Source organism: Marivirga tractuosa (assembly GCF_042140215.1).
Lineage (GTDB): Bacteria > Bacteroidota > Bacteroidia > Cytophagales > Cyclobacteriaceae > Marivirga > Marivirga tractuosa_A.
In genome coordinates this window covers 3,348,698-3,366,798 of record NZ_CP159478.1, presented here as the reverse complement: position 1 = coordinate 3,366,798, position 18,101 = coordinate 3,348,698, and the positions used below count along the sequence as shown (strand labels likewise).

Here is an 18,101-nt window from a genome sequence, read left to right as displayed (position 1 = left end):
GGCAAGCCTGCTTTTGCAGACAAGCCAGCGAGGGCATTGAGGGTGGAAGCCAGCCAAAGTCTGGTCAGCCTCTGGCTGACATTAAACTTTCTTGAATTTTTGTTTCTTTTTGTTCAAGCAAAAAGAAAGGAAGGAAAACTGGATATTCAATGATTTTAAAATAGGTAAAATATCTGCTCAAAGAGAATAACTAAAATATCACTGTTTGAATTAAGAGTAGAAGTTTTATTTTTATAAACTACAATAAATACTATGGAAAAACCTCAATATATTTTATCCCTCGACCAGGGAACAACCAGCTCAAGAGCAATTTTATTCAATGAAAAAGCCGAGATAGTAGCGGTTGCCCAAAAAGAATTTGAACAGTTTTTCCCGCAATCAGGCTGGGTAGAACATGATGCAAACGAAATCTGGACTTCTCAAGCTTCAGTTGCCACAGAAGCCATCACCAAGGCCAATATTACACCCACTCAAATTGCAGGAATTGGGATAACCAATCAAAGAGAAACCACCATAGTTTGGGATAGAAATACTGGAAAGCCTATTCATAAAGCCATTGTCTGGCAAGACAGACGAACTGCAAATTATTGCAATGAACTAAAAAAGAAGGGCTTATCTGAAAAGATCAATGATAAAACAGGCCTGATTATAGATGCTTATTTTTCTGCCACTAAAATTAAATGGATTTTAGATAATGTAGACGGAGCAAGGGCTAAAGCCGAAAATGGAGAATTATGTTTTGGGACTGTGGATAGTTGGTTGGTTTATAAATTGACTTCTGGCAAACATCATTTCACAGATATCACCAATGCCAGCCGAACCATGATTTTTAATATCCACGAGAAAAAGTGGGATAAAGAGCTACTTGAGTTGTTTGAGATTCCTGAGTCTATGTTGCCTGAAGTAAAGTCAAGCAGCGAAGTTTATTGCACCACGGCTGGCGATTTATTTTCTCATAAAATCCCTATTGCAGGAATAGCGGGAGATCAGCAAGCCGCACTTTTCGGGCAGCTTTGCTCTGAAAAAGGAATGGCGAAAACCACTTATGGAACGGGTTGCTTTTTGGTGATGAATACAGGAGATGAACCCGTTAAATCCAATAATAAATTACTGACTACTGTTGCCTGGCAAATAGGAGATAAGGTTCAATATGCATTAGAAGGCAGTGTTTTTATAGGAGGAGCAGCCATTCAATGGTTGAGAGATGGTTTGGAGCTTTTCCGCAAAGCAAGTGAATCAGAAGCCTTGGCCACTTCATTGAAAGATAATGAAGGCGTTTATTTCGTACCGGCTTTAACAGGATTAGGTGCGCCTTACTGGAATCAGGATGCTAGAGGTACATTTTTTGGAATTACCCGAGGAACTACAAAAGCACACATGGCACGGGCTGCTTTGGAAGCTATTGCCTATCAGGTAAATGATGTTTTGGCTGCCATGGAAAAAGATGCAGGACATAAAACACAGGAAATGAGAGTAGATGGTGGAGCTTCCGAAAATAATTTTCTTATGCAATTCCAATCTGATTTGGTGGATTGCACCATTACGCGTCCAAAAATAACCGAGACGACTGCGGTGGGAGCAGCCTTTTTAGCAGGTTTGGCAGTAGGTTATTGGAAAGATATGGACGCCTTGCAATCCCTTTGGGAAGCAGAACAATCCTATAATCCTGAAATGGATAAAGAAGAAGTTAAAAAATTATTGCATTTTTGGCATAAGGCTGTTGACCGCAGCCAAGATTGGTTAGAATCATAAAAACAGATGAACTATTTTGTAGCAGAATTTTTAGGTACATTTTTATTAATATTAATGGGCTCTGGGGTTGTCGCCAATGTAGTTTTACCCAAAACTAAGGGTACACAATCGGGATGGATCGTAATAACTACTGCTTGGGCTTTTGGAGTTTTTATAGCGGTAGTAGTCGCAGGTTAGTCATAGTGGAGCTCACATAAATCCAGCAGTAAGTTTAGCACTAGCAATGACAGGTGATTTCGCCTGGAATCTTTTGTGGATTTATATTCCAGCTCAGATTTTAGGAGCAGCATTCGGTTCTTTTTGTGCTTGGCTAATTTATCAAAGGCATTTTGAAGCTACAGATGATCAAGGCTTGTTATTTGCTCCATTTGCCACTGCTCCAGCCATTCGAGACGTAAAGACGAATTTCATCTCTGAGTTTATCGGAACATTTGTTCTCATTATAGTTATTCTGTTTTCTACCCCGCCTCAATTGATGGATACAAATGGCACTCCAATTGGTTTGGGTGATTTGGGAGCTTTACCTGTTGCCATTTTAGTATGGGTGATTGGTTTGGCCTTGGGAGGAACTACAGGTTATGCTATAAACCCAGCTCGGGACTTCACTAGAATAATGCATCAAATTTTACCCATTAAAGGTAAAGGTAGTAGCGATTGGGCTTATAGCTGGATCCCAATAATTGGTCCTTTAAGCGGAGCAGCCTTTGCAGCATTTATTTATATCGTATTAAATTAAATTCCTTTATGGATAAGAAAATCTCACATTTCAAAACTTCAGATAATTTATCATTAGAAGTTCAAAAATATATACAATCTGAAAATCCTGAGAAGATTGTTTTGATAGTTCATGGTCTTGGAGAGCATGCTGGAAGATTTCAAAAGGTAGCAGAATATTTCAATGAAAAAGGAATTTCTGTTATTGCCCTAACTTTAAGAGGTCATGGCAATTCAGAAGGCAAAAAAGGACATGCCCCAAGTATGGAGCAGTTATTAACCGATATAGAGTATTTTATTCGATATGTCAGGGTAGATTATTTGAATGCTGAATTATATCTTTATGGACACAGCATGGGAGGGAATATAGTCTTGAATTATTTGGCAAAAGATCAATCAGATGAAATCACTGCAGGTATAGCGACTTCACCGTGGATTAAATTGGCTTTTGATCCACCAAAATGGAAAGTGAATTTAGGGAATTGGGTTGCGGATATTATTCCAAGTTTAATACAGCCATCTGGACTAAAAGCCAAGGATATTTCCAGCATAAAAGAGGAGGTTGAAAAATACGAAAATGATCCTTTAATCCATGATAAAGTTTCAGCTAAACTATTTACTTCCATCACAAAAGGGGGGGAGTACCTAATTCATAATACCCATAAATTTAAGCACAAAGTATTTTTAGCCCACGGACAGCTAGATAAGATCATTTCCCATGATGCAACAGCTGAATTTGCCAAAGACAGCAACTTATTCACCTTCAAAAGCTATCCAAAATCCAAACACGAAATCCATCATGATGTGGATTTTGAAAATTTGATGGGGGATATGTTGGGGTGGATGGGTAAATAAAAACCCTCACAATTATTAATCATGAGGGCTTATAAATAAAACTGAAACTAGAATTACTCTTCGACAGTATCTATTCCATGCAATTTCCCTAATTCAATATCGATATGCCATAATCCCATACCTTCTTCACCTATGATATCGAATATTTCTAATGCTCTTCTTGAGATGGTTTCTTCTTCTCTCTGTTCGGTAACAAACCACTGCAAGAAATTGAAAGTAGTGAAATCTTTAGTGCTGAAACAATGATCTACCAATTCATGAATAGATTTGGTTACTTTAATTTCATGTTCTAAAATCAGCTCGAATACTTCTCTCAAGCTGTTAAATTCATGTCTGATTTCACTGATAGCAGGTTGCCTTGCATGTCCACCAGCTTCGTTGATGTAGCTGAATAATTTCAACATATGACCTCTTTCTTCATCTGAATGGTCGTATAAGAATTTGGCTGAGTTCACATATCCTTTGGTTTCACACCAGGAAGCCATGGATAAATAGTAGGCAGATGATTTGCCTTCCATTTCAATCTGCTGATTTAGTTTCTTTTCTGTTTCTATCGCTAATGATCTATTAGGTGTTATTAAATCCTTCATGTTTATTTCTTTTTCAATTGTATGCATTATACATAATATTATCTAATAAAGTTGGGTTGAATGATAATCTGAAATTAGATTTCCTCTAAATATGGATTGAGTATAAATAATGGGACATAAAAAGGAGCTTTCAAATGAAAACTTTTTTTAACCTGACTCTTGACTCTTGAATCTAGATTCTTGACTCTATAATCTCCTGTTTTCCTCGGTAAAATTGTAGTACTGCTTTTTGTTGGTTTAAGAGCACTTTTTCTATATTTTATAGTGTCCCAGAAAGCAGAATTAAGCATAATACTGCTGATTTTTGCATAATAATGCTAGCTTTACCATTCATACTTTTTCCATTGATGAAAAAGTATGTCGGCCAGAGGCTGACCAGCTATTGGCTGGCAATCCCGATACCTATCGGGACTAGGTAAAATGATGCTTCTTCCCGCAAATGCCAACGCCTGCCCGCCTCCCGAAAGCTTTCGGGAACCCTCCAGCCCGCTTTTTCGCTAAAGCGAAAGTTGGGGAGTTAGCCATTAATGAACTAAGCAAATAGATTCTATCATATTATACCCTTATTTAACTTCGTTTAACTTGTTTTTGGATATTTTTAGACTATTTGACTAAAATATTTATTATTTGAATATCTAAGGTGTCCCAGCGAGGAAAACAGGAAATAATAGAGCATAAAAAAGGAGCTTTCAAATGAAAACTCCTTTTAATCTGACTCTTGAATCTAGATTCTTGATTCTTGATTCTATAATCTTAATATTAACCTCTAGCTTTCGCTTCTTCTTTGATTTTATTCAATGCAGAACCTGCTTTAAACCACTCAATTTGAGCATCATTATAAGTATGGTTTGCCTTTATAACATCTTTGCTGCCATCTGCGTGAACAAATTCGATTGTAAGTGGCTTATCAGGAGCGAACTGATCAAGGTCTAGGAAGTTAATAGTATCATCCTCCTGCACTTTATCGTAATCAGCTTCATCAACAAAAGTTAATCCCAACATCCCTTGCTTCTTCAAATTAGTTTCATGAATACGAGCGAAAGATTTAACCAAAACAGCTTTAACACCTAAATGTCTAGGCTCCATGGCAGCATGCTCTCTTGAAGAACCTTCTCCATAATTATGGTCTCCAACCACTATTGTCGGAATTCCTTTCGCTTTATACTCTCTTTGAGTAGCAGGAACAGCTCCGTATTCTCCAGTGATCTGACTTTTAACTTTATTAGTTTCTTCATTGAAGGCATTTACCGCACCAATCAAGCAGTTGTCAGAAATATTATCTAAGTGACCTCTGAACCTCAACCAAGGACCAGCCATAGAAATATGGTCAGTTGTACATTTACCTAATGCTTTGATAAGTAATTTGGCACCTGTGATATTTTGACCATCCCAAGCATCAAAACCTTCTAATAATTGTAATCTTTTAGAATCAGGAGCAACTTTTACTTCTACAGTGCTACCATCTTTGGCAGGCTCTTGATATCCATTATCTTCAACTGCGAAACCAGCATCAGGTAATTCGGCTCCAAAAGGAGGATCTAATTTTACCTGCTCTCCTTTTTCATTTGTTAAAGTGTCAGTTAAAGGATTAAATCCTAAATCACCGCTTATTGCAATTGCAGCCACCATTTCTGGTGAAGTTACAAATGCGTGAGTGTTAGGGTTTCCATCAGCTCTTTTAGAGAAGTTTCTGTTAAAAGAGTGAACTATAGTGTTTTTCTCGCCTTTATCAGCACCAGTTCTTGACCATTGTCCGATACAAGGGCCGCAAGCATTGGTGAAAATAGTTGCGTCTAAATCTTCAAATATTTTCAAAAGACCATCACGGTCAGCAGTAAATCTTACTTGCTCAGAACCCGGATTGATACCAAATTCAGATTTTGTTTTCAAGCCTTTTTCAACAGCTTGTTTGGCAATAGAAGAAGCTCTTGATAAATCTTCGTAAGAAGAGTTGGTACAAGAACCAATCAATCCCCATTCAACTTTAGTTGGCCATCCATTTTTCTCAGCCTCAGCTTTTAATTGAGAAATTGGAGTAGCTCTATCAGGCGTGAATCGGACAGATTTACATGTGGCTCTAAAGTTGATAAGTCAATTTCAATTACTTGGTCGAAATGTTGCTCAGGGTTAGCATAAACCTCATCATCACCTGTTAGGTGCTCACGAACTTCATTTGCTGCATCTGCAACATCATTTCTATCAGTTGATCTTAAATAACGCTCCATAGCATCATCATAACCGAAAGTAGAGGTAGTAGCACCAATTTCAGCACCCATATTACAGATTGTTCCTTTACCAGTTGCAGAAAGTGATTGTGCACCAGGGCCAAAATATTCTACTATTGAACCTGTTCCACCTTTTACAGTTAAGATTCCGGCAACTTTTAATATAACATCTTTGGCAGAAGTCCAACCGTTTAATTTTCCGGTCAACTTCACACCGATTAATTTAGGGAATTTCAATTCCCAAGGCATTCCGGCCATAACATCTACAGCATCAGCTCCACCAACACCAATGGCTACCATTCCTAAACCACCAGCATTTACAGTATGGGAATCGGTTCCTATCATCATTCCACCAGGGAATGCATAATTTTCTAAAACTACTTGGTGAATAATACCTGCACCTGGCTTCCAGAAGCCAATTCCATATTTGTTAGAAACCGATTCCAAGAAATTAAAAACCTCACCTGAAGCAGTTAATGAGCTTCTTAAATCTTCTTTAGCACCTTCTTTAGCTAAGATTAAGTGATCGCAATGTACTGTAGAAGGTACGGCAGCTTGATCTCTTCCAGCTTGCATAAATTGTAAAAGTGCCATTTGTGCAGTTGCATCCTGCATAGCGACTCTATCAGGAGCAAAATCTACGTAAGATTTACCTCTCTGAAATGCGTTTTTAGCATTACCATCCCACAAATGAGAATAAAGTATTTTTTCAGATAAGGTTAAAGGTTTGTTGACTACCTGTTTAGCTGCAGCGATCTTTTCACTCATTCCAGCATAAACAGCTTTAATCATGTCTATATCAAAAGCCATATTATTATTTTTATTTAAAATTCTTCGATTTTCTGCAAAGATACAAAATCAAGACTTTTATCCTATGTGGAAACCACGATAATCCGTATTTGTAAAAATTCTAATTATCGATATAAATTACTGTTTGATAGAAAGTTAGGTTAATGTACTTAAAGTTTTACTTGTTTTTTATTGTTTAGAAAACTGAATCACTTATATTTGAATTGCTATAAAATCCGAATAAGAAAATTGTTCCGTATGTATGTAAATTCAATTAATTATGTTTTTCTTTATGCGAATTTATGTGATATGTACCAAAAGACCGTAGATTTGTAGATTATTAATATTACACTTTTGTATTTTTGATTTTAAACTAATCCGAAATGAATATTCAAATATTGAAACTCTGTTTTTGTCTCTTGACCGTAATCGGTCTCTCAAGTTTTGATTTTAAATCATGTGATTCAAAGCTTGAAATGAAAGAAATTAGAGAAACTAGTTTTCTTATAGATGTCGAAACAGCTGGTTCTTTTACTGCTGAGTTATTTTATATTCAAGAAGGTGAATATTTTTCTCAAGAGAAGAAGATAGGAAGTGGAAATTCAGAAATTGAATTTTCTGATGTAGAAAAGGGTAAGGTTTATAAAATTATAGTAAAATTTTCAGATTCTAACATGCTTTGCGAAACAAGGCAACTATCAGGATTAAAATTATAAGTATGGGAAAGATTTACAAGGCAATATTTATTTTATTTTTTGGGTTATTATCTGCCATTTCTCCGCAAATAGCAAATGCTCAATTAACTATAAATGCATCTGTGACTCAAGATGTAAGCTGTTTTGATGGAGTTGATGGTGAAATTACTTTGAATATTTCTTCTGGTACACCACCTTACACAGTCGAATTTTTTATATGGGATGGAAGTAGTGAAATAGCAATCGCAACTATTACTGGTACATCTGATAATTCAATTGAATTGAATGATAATATAAGTTTGTCAGATGGTTCTGTTAGTTATACTCCGCCATTTCCAGGTTTTGGGATTAAGGCAAATGATAATCCTGACTTAATAGCTGCTGCAGGAGGATCTAATTCTTATAGGGTTAGAGTAAGTGATGATGCTAGTGCTTTCCCAAAATTGGTTACTGGTTTAATAATTACTGAACCAGCAGAATTAATAGCAAGTGTTAATACTGTTGTTGATGATTGTGATAATTTAGGATCTGGTTCAATAGATATTGATGTTACGGGAGGAACTCCACCTTATACTTATTTGTGGAGCAACGCAGAGACTACTCAAGATATTTCTGGACTTTCACCTGGTACATATGATGTTACAGTTACTGACGATAATGGATGCACAACAGATATCACAGGAATAGCTGTAGCTGCTGGACCGGATGCAGGAACAGCCGGAACAGCGGATGCCTGTAACAATGATGGAGCCTTTAACTTATATAATGTATTGGGAGGCACTCCTCAGTTAACTGGAAGCTTTACGGCAGCGATAGGAAACCCGGAAGCGGTAACGATCAGCCAGCCGGGCGATGGGAGTACCTCAACGGCCGACTTTAACGGAGTAGCAGCGGGAACCTATGTATTTACCTACACAGTAGGCTCAGCAGGATGTCCAGATGCTACAGCAGATGTAACGATCACTGTAAGCGAGGCACCAGATGCAGGATTGGATGCGACAGTGGACGCCTGTGAGGATGCAAATGCATTTGATTTGTATTCCGCATTAGGGGGCACACCAGATATCAACGGAACTTTTACAGAAGATGTGGGTAACCCAGCGACCGGCATAGTAACACAATCAGGTGATGGAACGACAGCGGAAGCAGATTTAACGACCGCTATAGGCACCTATACTTTTACTTATACGGTAACAGCGGCAGGGTGTAGCCCATCAACGGCCATCTTAACGGTGGAAGTGAGTGCTTTACCGGATGCAGGAACAGCCGGAACAGCGGATGCCTGTAACAATGGCGGAGCCTTTAACTTATATAATGTATTGGGAGGCACTCCTCAGTTAACTGGAAGCTTTACGGCAGCGATAGGAAACCCGGAAGCGGTAACGATCAGCCAGCCGGGCGATGGGAGTACCTCAACGGCCGACTTTAACGGAGTAGCAGCGGGAACCTATGTATTTACCTACACAGTAGGCTCAGCAGGATGTCCAGATGCTACAGCAGATGTAACGATCACGGTAAGCGAGGCACCAGATGCAGGATTGGATGCGACAGTGGACGCCTGTGAGGATGCAAATGCATTTGATTTGTATTCCGCATTAGGGGGTACACCAGATATCAATGGAACTTTTACAGAAGATGCTGGAAACCCAGCGACCGGCATAATAACACAATCAGGTGATGGAACGACAGCGGAAGCAGATTTAACGACCGCTATAGGCACCTATACTTTTACTTATACGGTAACAGCGGCAGGGTGTAGCCCATCAACGGCCATCTTAACGGTGGAAGTGAGTGCTTTACCGGATGCAGGAACAGCCGGAACAGCGGATGCCTGTAACAATGATGGAGCCTTTAACTTATATAATATATTGGGAGGCACTCCTCAGTTAACTGGAAGCTTTACGGCAGCGATAGGAAACCCGGAAGCGGTAACGATCAGCCAGCCGGGCGATGGGAGTACCTCAACGACCGACTTTAACGGAGTAGCAGCGGGAACCTATGTATTTACCTACACAGTAGGCTCAGCAGGATGTCCAGATGCTACAGCAGATGTAACGATCACGGTAAGCGAGGCACCAGATGCAGGATTGGATGCGACAGTGGACGCCTGTGAGGATGCAAATGCATTTGATTTGTATTCCGCATTAGGGGGTACACCAGATATCAATGGAACTTTTACAGAAGATGCTGGAAACCCAGCGACCGGCATAATAACACAATCAGGTGATGGAACGACAGCGGAAGCAGATTTAACGACCGCTATAGGCACCTATACTTTTACTTATACGGTAACAGCGGCAGGGTGTAGCCCATCAACGGCCATCTTAACGGTGGAAGTGAGTGCTTTACCGGATGCAGGAACAGCCGGAACAGCGGATGCCTGTAACAATGATGGAGCCTTTAACTTATATAATATATTGGGAGGCACTCCTCAGTTAACTGGAAGCTTTACGGCAGCGATAGGAAACCCGGAAGCAGTAACAATCAGCCAGCCGGGCGATGGGAGTACCTCAACGGCCGACTTTAACGGAGTAGCAGCGGGAACCTATGTATTTACCTACACAGTAGGCTCAGCAGGATGTCCAGATGCTACAGCAGATGTAACGATCACGGTAAGCGAGGCACCAGATGCAGGATTGGATGCGACAGTGGACGCCTGTGAGGATGCAAATGCATTTGATTTGTATTCCGCATTAGGGGGCACACCAGATATCAATGGAACTTTTACAGAAGATGTGGGAAACCCAGCGACCGGCATAGTAACACAATCAGGTGATGGAACGACAGCGGAAGCAGATTTAACGACCGCTATAGGCACCTATACTTTTACTTATACGGTAACAGCGGCAGGGTGTAGCCCATCAACGGCCATCTTAACGGTGGAAGTGAGTGCTTTACCGGATGCAGGAACAGCCGGAACAGCGGATGCCTGTAACAATGATGGAGCCTTTAACTTATATAATATATTGGGAGGCACTCCTCAGTTAACTGGAAGCTTTACGGCAGCGATAGGAAACCCGGAAGCGGTAACAATCAGCCAGCCGGGCGATGGGAGTACCTCAACGGCCGACTTTAACGGAGTAGCAGCGGGAACCTATGTATTTACCTACACAGTAGGCTCAGCAGGATGTCCAGATGCTACAGCAGATGTAACGATCACGGTAAGCGAGGCACCAGATGCAGGATTGGATGCGACAGTGGACGCCTGTGAGGATGCAAATGCATTTGATTTGTATTCCGCATTAGGGGGCACACCAGATATCAATGGAACTTTTACAGAAGATGTGGGTAACCCAGCGACCGGCATAATAACACAATCAGGTGATGGAACGACAGCGGAAGCAGATTTAACGACCGCTATAGGCACCTATACTTTTACTTATACGGTAACAGCGGCAGGGTGTAGCCCATCAACGGCCATCTTAACGGTGGAAGTGAGTGCTTTACCGGATGCAGGAACAGCCGGAACAGCGGATGCCTGTAACAATGATGGAGCCTTTAACTTATATAATGTATTGGGAGGCACTCCTCAGTTAACTGGAAGCTTTACGGCAGCGATAGGAAACCCGGAAGCGGTAACGATCAGCCAGCCGGGCGATGGGAGTACCTCAACGGCCGACTTTAACGGAGTAGCAGCGGGAACCTATGTATTTACCTACACAGTAGGCTCAGCAGGATGTCCAGATGCTACAGCAGATGTAACGATCACGGTAAGCGAGGCACCAGATGCAGGATTGGATGCGACAGTGGACGCCTGTGAGGATGCAAATGCATTTGATTTGTATTCCGCATTAGGGGGCACACCAGATATCAACGGAACTTTTACAGAAGATGTGGGTAACCCAGCGACCGGCATAGTAACACAATCAGGTGATGGAACGACAGCGGAAGCAGATTTAACGACCGCTATAGGCACCTATACTTTTACTTATACGGTAACAGCGGCAGGGTGTAGCCCATCAACGGCCATCTTAACGGTGGAAGTGAGTGCTTTACCGGATGCAGGAACAGCCGGAACAGCGGATGCCTGTAACAATGATGGAGCCTTTAACTTATATAATGTATTGGGAGGCACTCCTCAGTTAACTGGAAGCTTTACGGCAGCGATAGGAAACCCGGAAGCGGTAACGATCAGCCAGCCGGGCGATGGGAGTACCTCAACGGCCGACTTTAACGGAGTAGCAGCGGGAACCTATGTATTTACCTACACAGTAGGCTCAGCAGGATGTCCAGATGCTACAGCAGATGTAACGATCACTGTAAGCGAGGCACCAGATGCAGGATTGGATGCGACAGTGGACGCCTGTGAGGATGCAAATGCATTTGATTTGTATTCCGCATTAGGGGGCACACCAGATATCAACGGAACTTTTACAGAAGATGTGGGTAACCCAGCGACCGGCATAGTAACACAATCAGGTGATGGAACGACAGCGGAAGCAGATTTAACGACCGCTATAGGCACCTATACTTTTACTTATACGGTAACAGCGGCAGGGTGTAGCCCATCAACGGCCATCTTAACGGTGGAAGTGAGTGCTTTACCGGATGCAGGAACAGCCGGAACAGCGGATGCCTGTAACAATGATGGAGCCTTTAACTTATATAATATATTGGGAGGCACTCCTCAGTTAACTGGAAGCTTTACGGCAGCGATAGGAAACCCGGAAGCAGTAACAATCAGCCAGCCGGGCGATGGGAGTACCTCAACGGCCGACTTTAACGGAGTAGCAGCGGGAACCTATGTATTTACCTACACAGTAGGCTCAGCAGGATGTCCAGATGCTACAGCAGATGTAACGATCACGGTAAGCGAGGCACCAGATGCAGGATTGGATGCGACAGTGGACGCCTGTGAGGATGCAAATGCATTTGATTTGTATTCCGCATTAGGGGGTACACCAGATATCAATGGAACTTTTACAGAAGATGCTGGAAACCCAGCGACCGGCATAATAACACAATCAGGTGATGGAACGACAGCGGAAGCAGATTTAACGACCGCTATAGGCACCTATACTTTTACTTATACGGTAACAGCGGCAGGGTGTAGCCCATCAACGGCCATCTTAACGGTGGAAGTGAGTGCTTTACCGGATGCAGGAACAGCCGGAACAGCGGATGCCTGTAACAATGATGGAGCCTTTAACTTATATAATGTATTGGGAGGCACTCCTCAGTTAACTGGAAGCTTTACGGCAGCGATAGGAAACCCGGAAGCGGTAACGATCAGCCAGCCGGGCGATGGGAGTACCTCAACGGCCGACTTTAACGGAGTAGCAGCGGGAACCTATGTATTTACCTACACAGTAGGCTCAGCAGGATGTCCAGATGCTACAGCAGATGTAACGATCACTGTAAGCGAGGCACCAGATGCAGGATTGGATGCGACAGTGGACGCCTGTGAGGATGCAAATGCATTTGATTTGTATTCCGCATTAGGGGGCACACCAGATATCAACGGAACTTTTACAGAAGATGCTGGAAACCCAGCGACCGGCATAATAACACAATCAGGTAATGGAACGACAGCGGAAGCAGATTTAACGACCGCTATAGGCACCTATACTTTTACTTATACGGTAACAGCGGCAGGGTGTAGCCCATCAACGGCCATCTTAACGGTGGAAGTGAGTGCTTTACCGGATGCAGGAACAGCCGGAACAGCGGATGCCTGTAACAATGGCGGAGCCTTTAACTTATATAATGTATTGGGAGGCACTCCTCAGTTAACTGGAAGCTTTACGGCAGCGATAGGAAACCCGGAAGCGGTAACGATCAGCCAGCCGGGCGATGGGAGTACCTCAACGGCCGACTTTAACGGAGTAGCAGCGGGAACCTATGTATTTACCTACACAGTAGGCTCAGCAGGATGTCCAGATGGTACAGCAGATGTAACGATCACTGTAAGCGAGGCACCAGATGCAGGATTGGATGCGACAGTGGACGCCTGTGAGGATGCAAATGCATTTGATTTGTATTCCGCATTAGGGGGCACACCAGATATCAACGGAACTTTTACAGAAGATGTGGGTAACCCAGCGACCGGCATAGTAACACAATCAGGTGATGGAACGACAGCGGAAGCAGATTTAACGACCGCTATAGGCACCTATACTTTTACTTATACGGTAACAGCGGCAGGGTGTAGCCCATCAACGGCCATCTTAACGGTGGAAGTGAGTGCTTTACCGGATGCAGGAACAGCCGGAACAGCGGATGCCTGTAACAATGATGGAGCCTTTAACTTATATAATGTATTGGGAGGCACTCCTCAGTTAACTGGAAGCTTTACGGCAGCGATAGGAAACCCGGAAGCGGTAACGATCAGCCAGCCGGGCGATGGGAGTACCTCAACGGCCGACTTTAACGGAGTAGCAGCGGGAACCTATGTATTTACCTACACAGTAGGCTCAGCAGGATGTTCAGATGCTACAGCAGATGTAACAGTAAATGTAAATTCTCTTTCAGTAACTTTGGATACTAACAATTCTACTTCAGGTTGTGGAGCAACTGATGGGTCACTAGAAATAACAGCTAATAGTACATTTACAGGTGATACTTTTACTTTTGATTGGTCTAGTTCGAACGGATATAGTAATATTATAACTGGGGCCACAGATGGAGATATATCTAATTTAGAGGCTGGAGTTTACACAGTAGTTGTTACATCTGATAATACAGCATGTGAAGTTACAGATACTTACACTGTAATTGACCCAGTAGCTTATACTATTAATGTTCTATCTGTTGATGCACAATCAGAATGTGGAGTAGATAATGGGGGTATTGATATTGAAGTTACTAGTGGAACTGAACCTTATAATTATTATATAGAAGATGTGAATACAGGCACTGAAGTAAGTGGATCAAGATCTGACGCTGACCCTTCTGACACCTATTCTTACAATTTATTGACTCCAGGAGATTATGAAGTTTTTGTAGAAGAAGGAGCTTGTACAGAATCAGAAACCTTTACTATTGATCCAGTAGATGAAATTGCTGCTACTATTAACACAATTACAGAACCTAATTGTGGATCATCTGATGGTGCAATTGAAATCAATGTTGCTGATGTGGGGAATGATTATGAAGTAAGTGTTGATGGAGGTACACCTGACTTAGTAGCATCAGGAACTGCTACATATACAATACCAGGATTATCTCAAAGTAACTACACTATTACTGTCACTGATATTACCACTAATTGTGAAGTTGTTTTAACTCAGATTTTAAATGAAGATGCTTCATTTGATATTGATAATGCTACTACTGAAACGAATATTACAAACATACAGACTTGTGGTGGTTCAGAAGGTGCTATTGATGTAGTGATTACTGGAGCATATACAGGTCCAACAACATATAGCTGGACTGGTCCAACAGGATTTACAGACCCAGGAACTGAAGATTTATCGGGCTTGGATTTAGCAGGGGATTATCAATTAACTATTGATGATGCTGGTTGTACGGTAGTAAGTAATGTCTTTACAATATCAGAACCTACTTCACCTACGGCTGGAAACTATATTGGAACCCCTGGAGAAGTAAATCTAGTAAATAATCCATTTGATTTAACAACCTTATTAGATGGAAGTCAAGATGGCGGAGGAACTTGGACAGATACTGATGCTAGTGGTGCTGTGATTACTGGTAATGATGCTGATTTTACATCAGTAGCCTCTGGCAGTTATACTTTTACTTATACAGTAACAGACCCAGGTATTCCTTCTTGTACTGATTCAGAGGATGTAATAGTTGAATTTTTAAATTTCGAATGTGCGGATACCAAATTCTCTACAATTACGGAGGATGCTACATGTCAAGGAGTTCAAGATGGTAAAATTTTCTTATTCCTTCAGAATGTAAGCAATGCAAGCACTTTAGAAGTAACGGTGAAGTCATCAGCTACTGATAGTATATTTGTGACTGCAACCAATCCTGGTAGTGGCAATTTACTAGAAGTGGATGCAGACTTTTTACCAGGTAATTATGAAGTAATATTGAGAGATAAGGATAATGATTGTGAGGACAGTAAATCAGTTTTAATTGGTCAAAAGCAATCTATTTTACCATTAGTCAACACTTCTGATGCTACTTGCGATAATCCTGTAGGCCAAATTCAGGTTACTATAGATGGAACTTTTGATTTCGTTTTATTGGATAGCACAGATACTGAAATTGAAACGAATACCACTGGTTTATTTACAGATTTAGCTCCGGCAACTTATGGAATGGCTTTTACTAATTCTGGTGGTTGTCAGGTAGACACTGTAAGGAATATCATTATTAACGAACCGACTCAGGTTTCCAATAGTGCATTAGATTTAACAGTAGTAGAGCCTAGCTGTAATACTACAAGAGCGCAAATATTGGTAAACTTCGAATTAGAAGGCGAGTATTTTTATGAAATATTAGATACTGCTGGAGTGGTGGTTGATTCCATTACTACAGATTCGGGAGCTTGGACTACAGAGCTAGACACTTTAGGTCTTTTTGAATTAGTAGTTACAAATGTGGATAACCCTGGATTATGCGAACCAAGCAGTAGAAACTTTAATATTGAGAGATCTGGAGGGTTTACGGCTACTGTTACTGATAAAACCGATATTACCTGTTTCGGAGAATCTACTGGTTCAGCTACAATTGAGCTAGATGGAATAAGCAGTGGATTTTATTCATTGGACGGGACTATATGGAGAGAATTTATTTCAGGTGAGCCAATTACTAATTTACCTGCCAGACAAAGTATATTGGTAAGTGATCAGGCGGGCTCTTCTGAATGTGAGTTATCTGTTAAGGTGGAAATTGAACACTTAAGCCAACCGATTGATCTAGAGGGAAATATAACTTTAATTACACAAGCAAGTTGTACGGTGGCTGAGGAAATTGGTGAGATTAATGTGCCAACTGTTTCCGGAGGTGTAGCTCCTTATGTTTATTCTATTGATGGAAATGTAATCGAACTTGATGAGGAGAGAAATATTTCTGGATTGGCAAGGAATGTAAATGAGTTGACTATAACAGATGATAATGGATGTTCTGAAACATTTGATATAAGGTCAATTGTGTCACCAAATGAAGTTAGAGCATTGGTAACTGAAATTAATCCTGAAAATAATTGTGTGGATGATCCAGAAGGTATCTTAATTACTATCGATCAAACAACTATCGATAATGTACCTGGGCCATATAATCTGATTTTAAATAAGGTTAATGATACCATTACTTCAGAGTACTTATTAGATATAAATACGAATGGAAGTAGAGAATTCACTATATCACAATTTGATGTTGATAATAATATTCCATTCGAAAAAGGAGCAAGATACAGATGGACTGTACGGGCAATTGATGATGATCAAGCTTGTTCAGCAGATAATTTTGTAACGATAAATGGTGGAGCCATTGTTCCTTCTTTTGATATTGAATCAAATGATGTGGCTTGTTTCCAAGAGTCTGGTTCTATTGAATTATTCAATATTGTAGCAGATGAAACAATTCCTTTAAATATTGAAGTTTATGAAGGGAATGATATAGATCCTACTGAAACATTTACGCTTAATACTATTCCTGAAAGTGGCAGGTTTATTATTGACCAAAGTATTTATGGAATGATTACAAGAGGAGATTATATTGTGAAACTTAATCAACAGCCTGATAATTGTAATAGTTTAATTGAGTCTGAAAATGCAAGTGTGTTTATTGATGCGCCTGTAGCACAATTAAATGTTGAGTTAGTGCCTGAACCTAATTTGCCTCCAGGGGTTGACAGAGAGAGGTCCGATATGAACCCAATGCCAACATCTCGTCCTGATAGAGCCAATGGTTCTATTAGTATAAGATTGGTTGAGCCTACTTCTGGTGCCAATGGTTATTCTGCTCAAATATTTTTATTGACGCCTCTAGGTGGTAATAATAGTTCAGATTATGTATTGCCTTCGGAACCAATTGATTTTGGATCAGATCAAACCATTACTTTTGATAATCTATTGCCAGGTGTTTATGAAGTTGAATACTATGACTCGTTTGGATGTGGTAATGATGGAAACCGTTTAGTATTTGACAGTGAAGGGTCTTCAGATATCACAGTTGATTTTGACAGAAGTCCATTTATTCCTAATGTGTTTACGCCAAATAATGATGGTAAAAACGATGTATTTAGAATATTAAATTTACCTGATAATGGTGCTGAATTGATAGTAACTAATAGAACTGGAACAATCGTCTATAGAGATAGTAACTACCGATCAAGCAACCTTTGGGATGGTGGTGATAATCCTGATGGTATCTACTTCTACCAATTAACTGTAGATGGTAATGTGCAAAATGGATGGGTCGAGATAATTAGAGGTAAAAGGTAAATTATTAGATTCTTTAAAAAAATGCCAACTCAGAATAGGGTTGGCATTTTTTTTACTTTTTATTGCCTTTTATAGTTTAATACTAAGTCCTTATTGTTTTCGTTAATCCAAAATGAA

General features: G+C 40.6%; 5 protein-coding genes and 2 pseudogenes. 5 read left to right on the top strand and 2 right to left on the bottom strand.

What is annotated here, in order from left to right:
• Nucleotides 1-252: 252 nt before the first annotated feature.
• The 3 genes and pseudogenes from glpK (at nucleotide 253) to ABWH96_RS15100 (ending at nucleotide 3,321) form a co-directional block, all read left to right on the top strand.
• Nucleotides 253-1,752 carry a glycerol kinase GlpK gene (gene glpK / locus ABWH96_RS15110; protein ID WP_375578350.1) on the top strand — a complete coding sequence of 500 codons (1,500 nt, stop codon included), beginning with the start codon at nucleotides 253-255 and terminating at the stop codon, nucleotides 1,750-1,752.
• A gap of 6 nt (nucleotides 1,753-1,758) precedes the next feature.
• Nucleotides 1,759-2,488 (top strand): annotated as a pseudogene (locus ABWH96_RS15105) (MIP/aquaporin family protein).
• Nucleotides 2,489-2,496: 8 nt separating this feature from the next.
• A complete protein-coding gene (locus tag ABWH96_RS15100) occupies nucleotides 2,497-3,321 on the top strand; it encodes an alpha/beta hydrolase (protein WP_375578349.1) in 825 nt (274 codons plus the stop codon).
• A gap of 53 nt (nucleotides 3,322-3,374) precedes the next feature.
• Here the strand turns inward: ABWH96_RS15100 and ABWH96_RS15095 are convergent, their stop codons facing one another.
• Both ABWH96_RS15095 and ABWH96_RS15090 read right to left on the bottom strand, forming a co-directional pair.
• On the bottom strand, nucleotides 3,375-3,911 hold the full coding sequence (locus tag ABWH96_RS15095; RefSeq protein ID WP_375578348.1) for a ferritin: 537 nt from the start codon (nucleotides 3,909-3,911) through the stop codon (nucleotides 3,375-3,377).
• A gap of 759 nt (nucleotides 3,912-4,670) precedes the next feature.
• Nucleotides 4,671-6,946 (bottom strand): annotated as a pseudogene (locus ABWH96_RS15090) (aconitate hydratase).
• 455 nt (nucleotides 6,947-7,401) lie between these two features.
• Here ABWH96_RS15090 and ABWH96_RS15085 point away from each other — a divergent pair.
• On the top strand, nucleotides 7,402-7,641 hold the full coding sequence (locus ABWH96_RS15085; protein ID WP_375578347.1) for a hypothetical protein: 240 nt from the start codon (nucleotides 7,402-7,404) through the stop codon (nucleotides 7,639-7,641).
• 2 nt (nucleotides 7,642-7,643) lie between these two features.
• Nucleotides 7,644-17,984 (top strand): gliding motility-associated C-terminal domain-containing protein, encoded by a 10,341-nt coding sequence (locus ABWH96_RS15080; protein WP_375578346.1) that lies wholly within the window; start codon nucleotides 7,644-7,646, stop codon nucleotides 17,982-17,984.
• The last annotated feature ends 117 nt before the right edge of the window (nucleotides 17,985-18,101 follow it).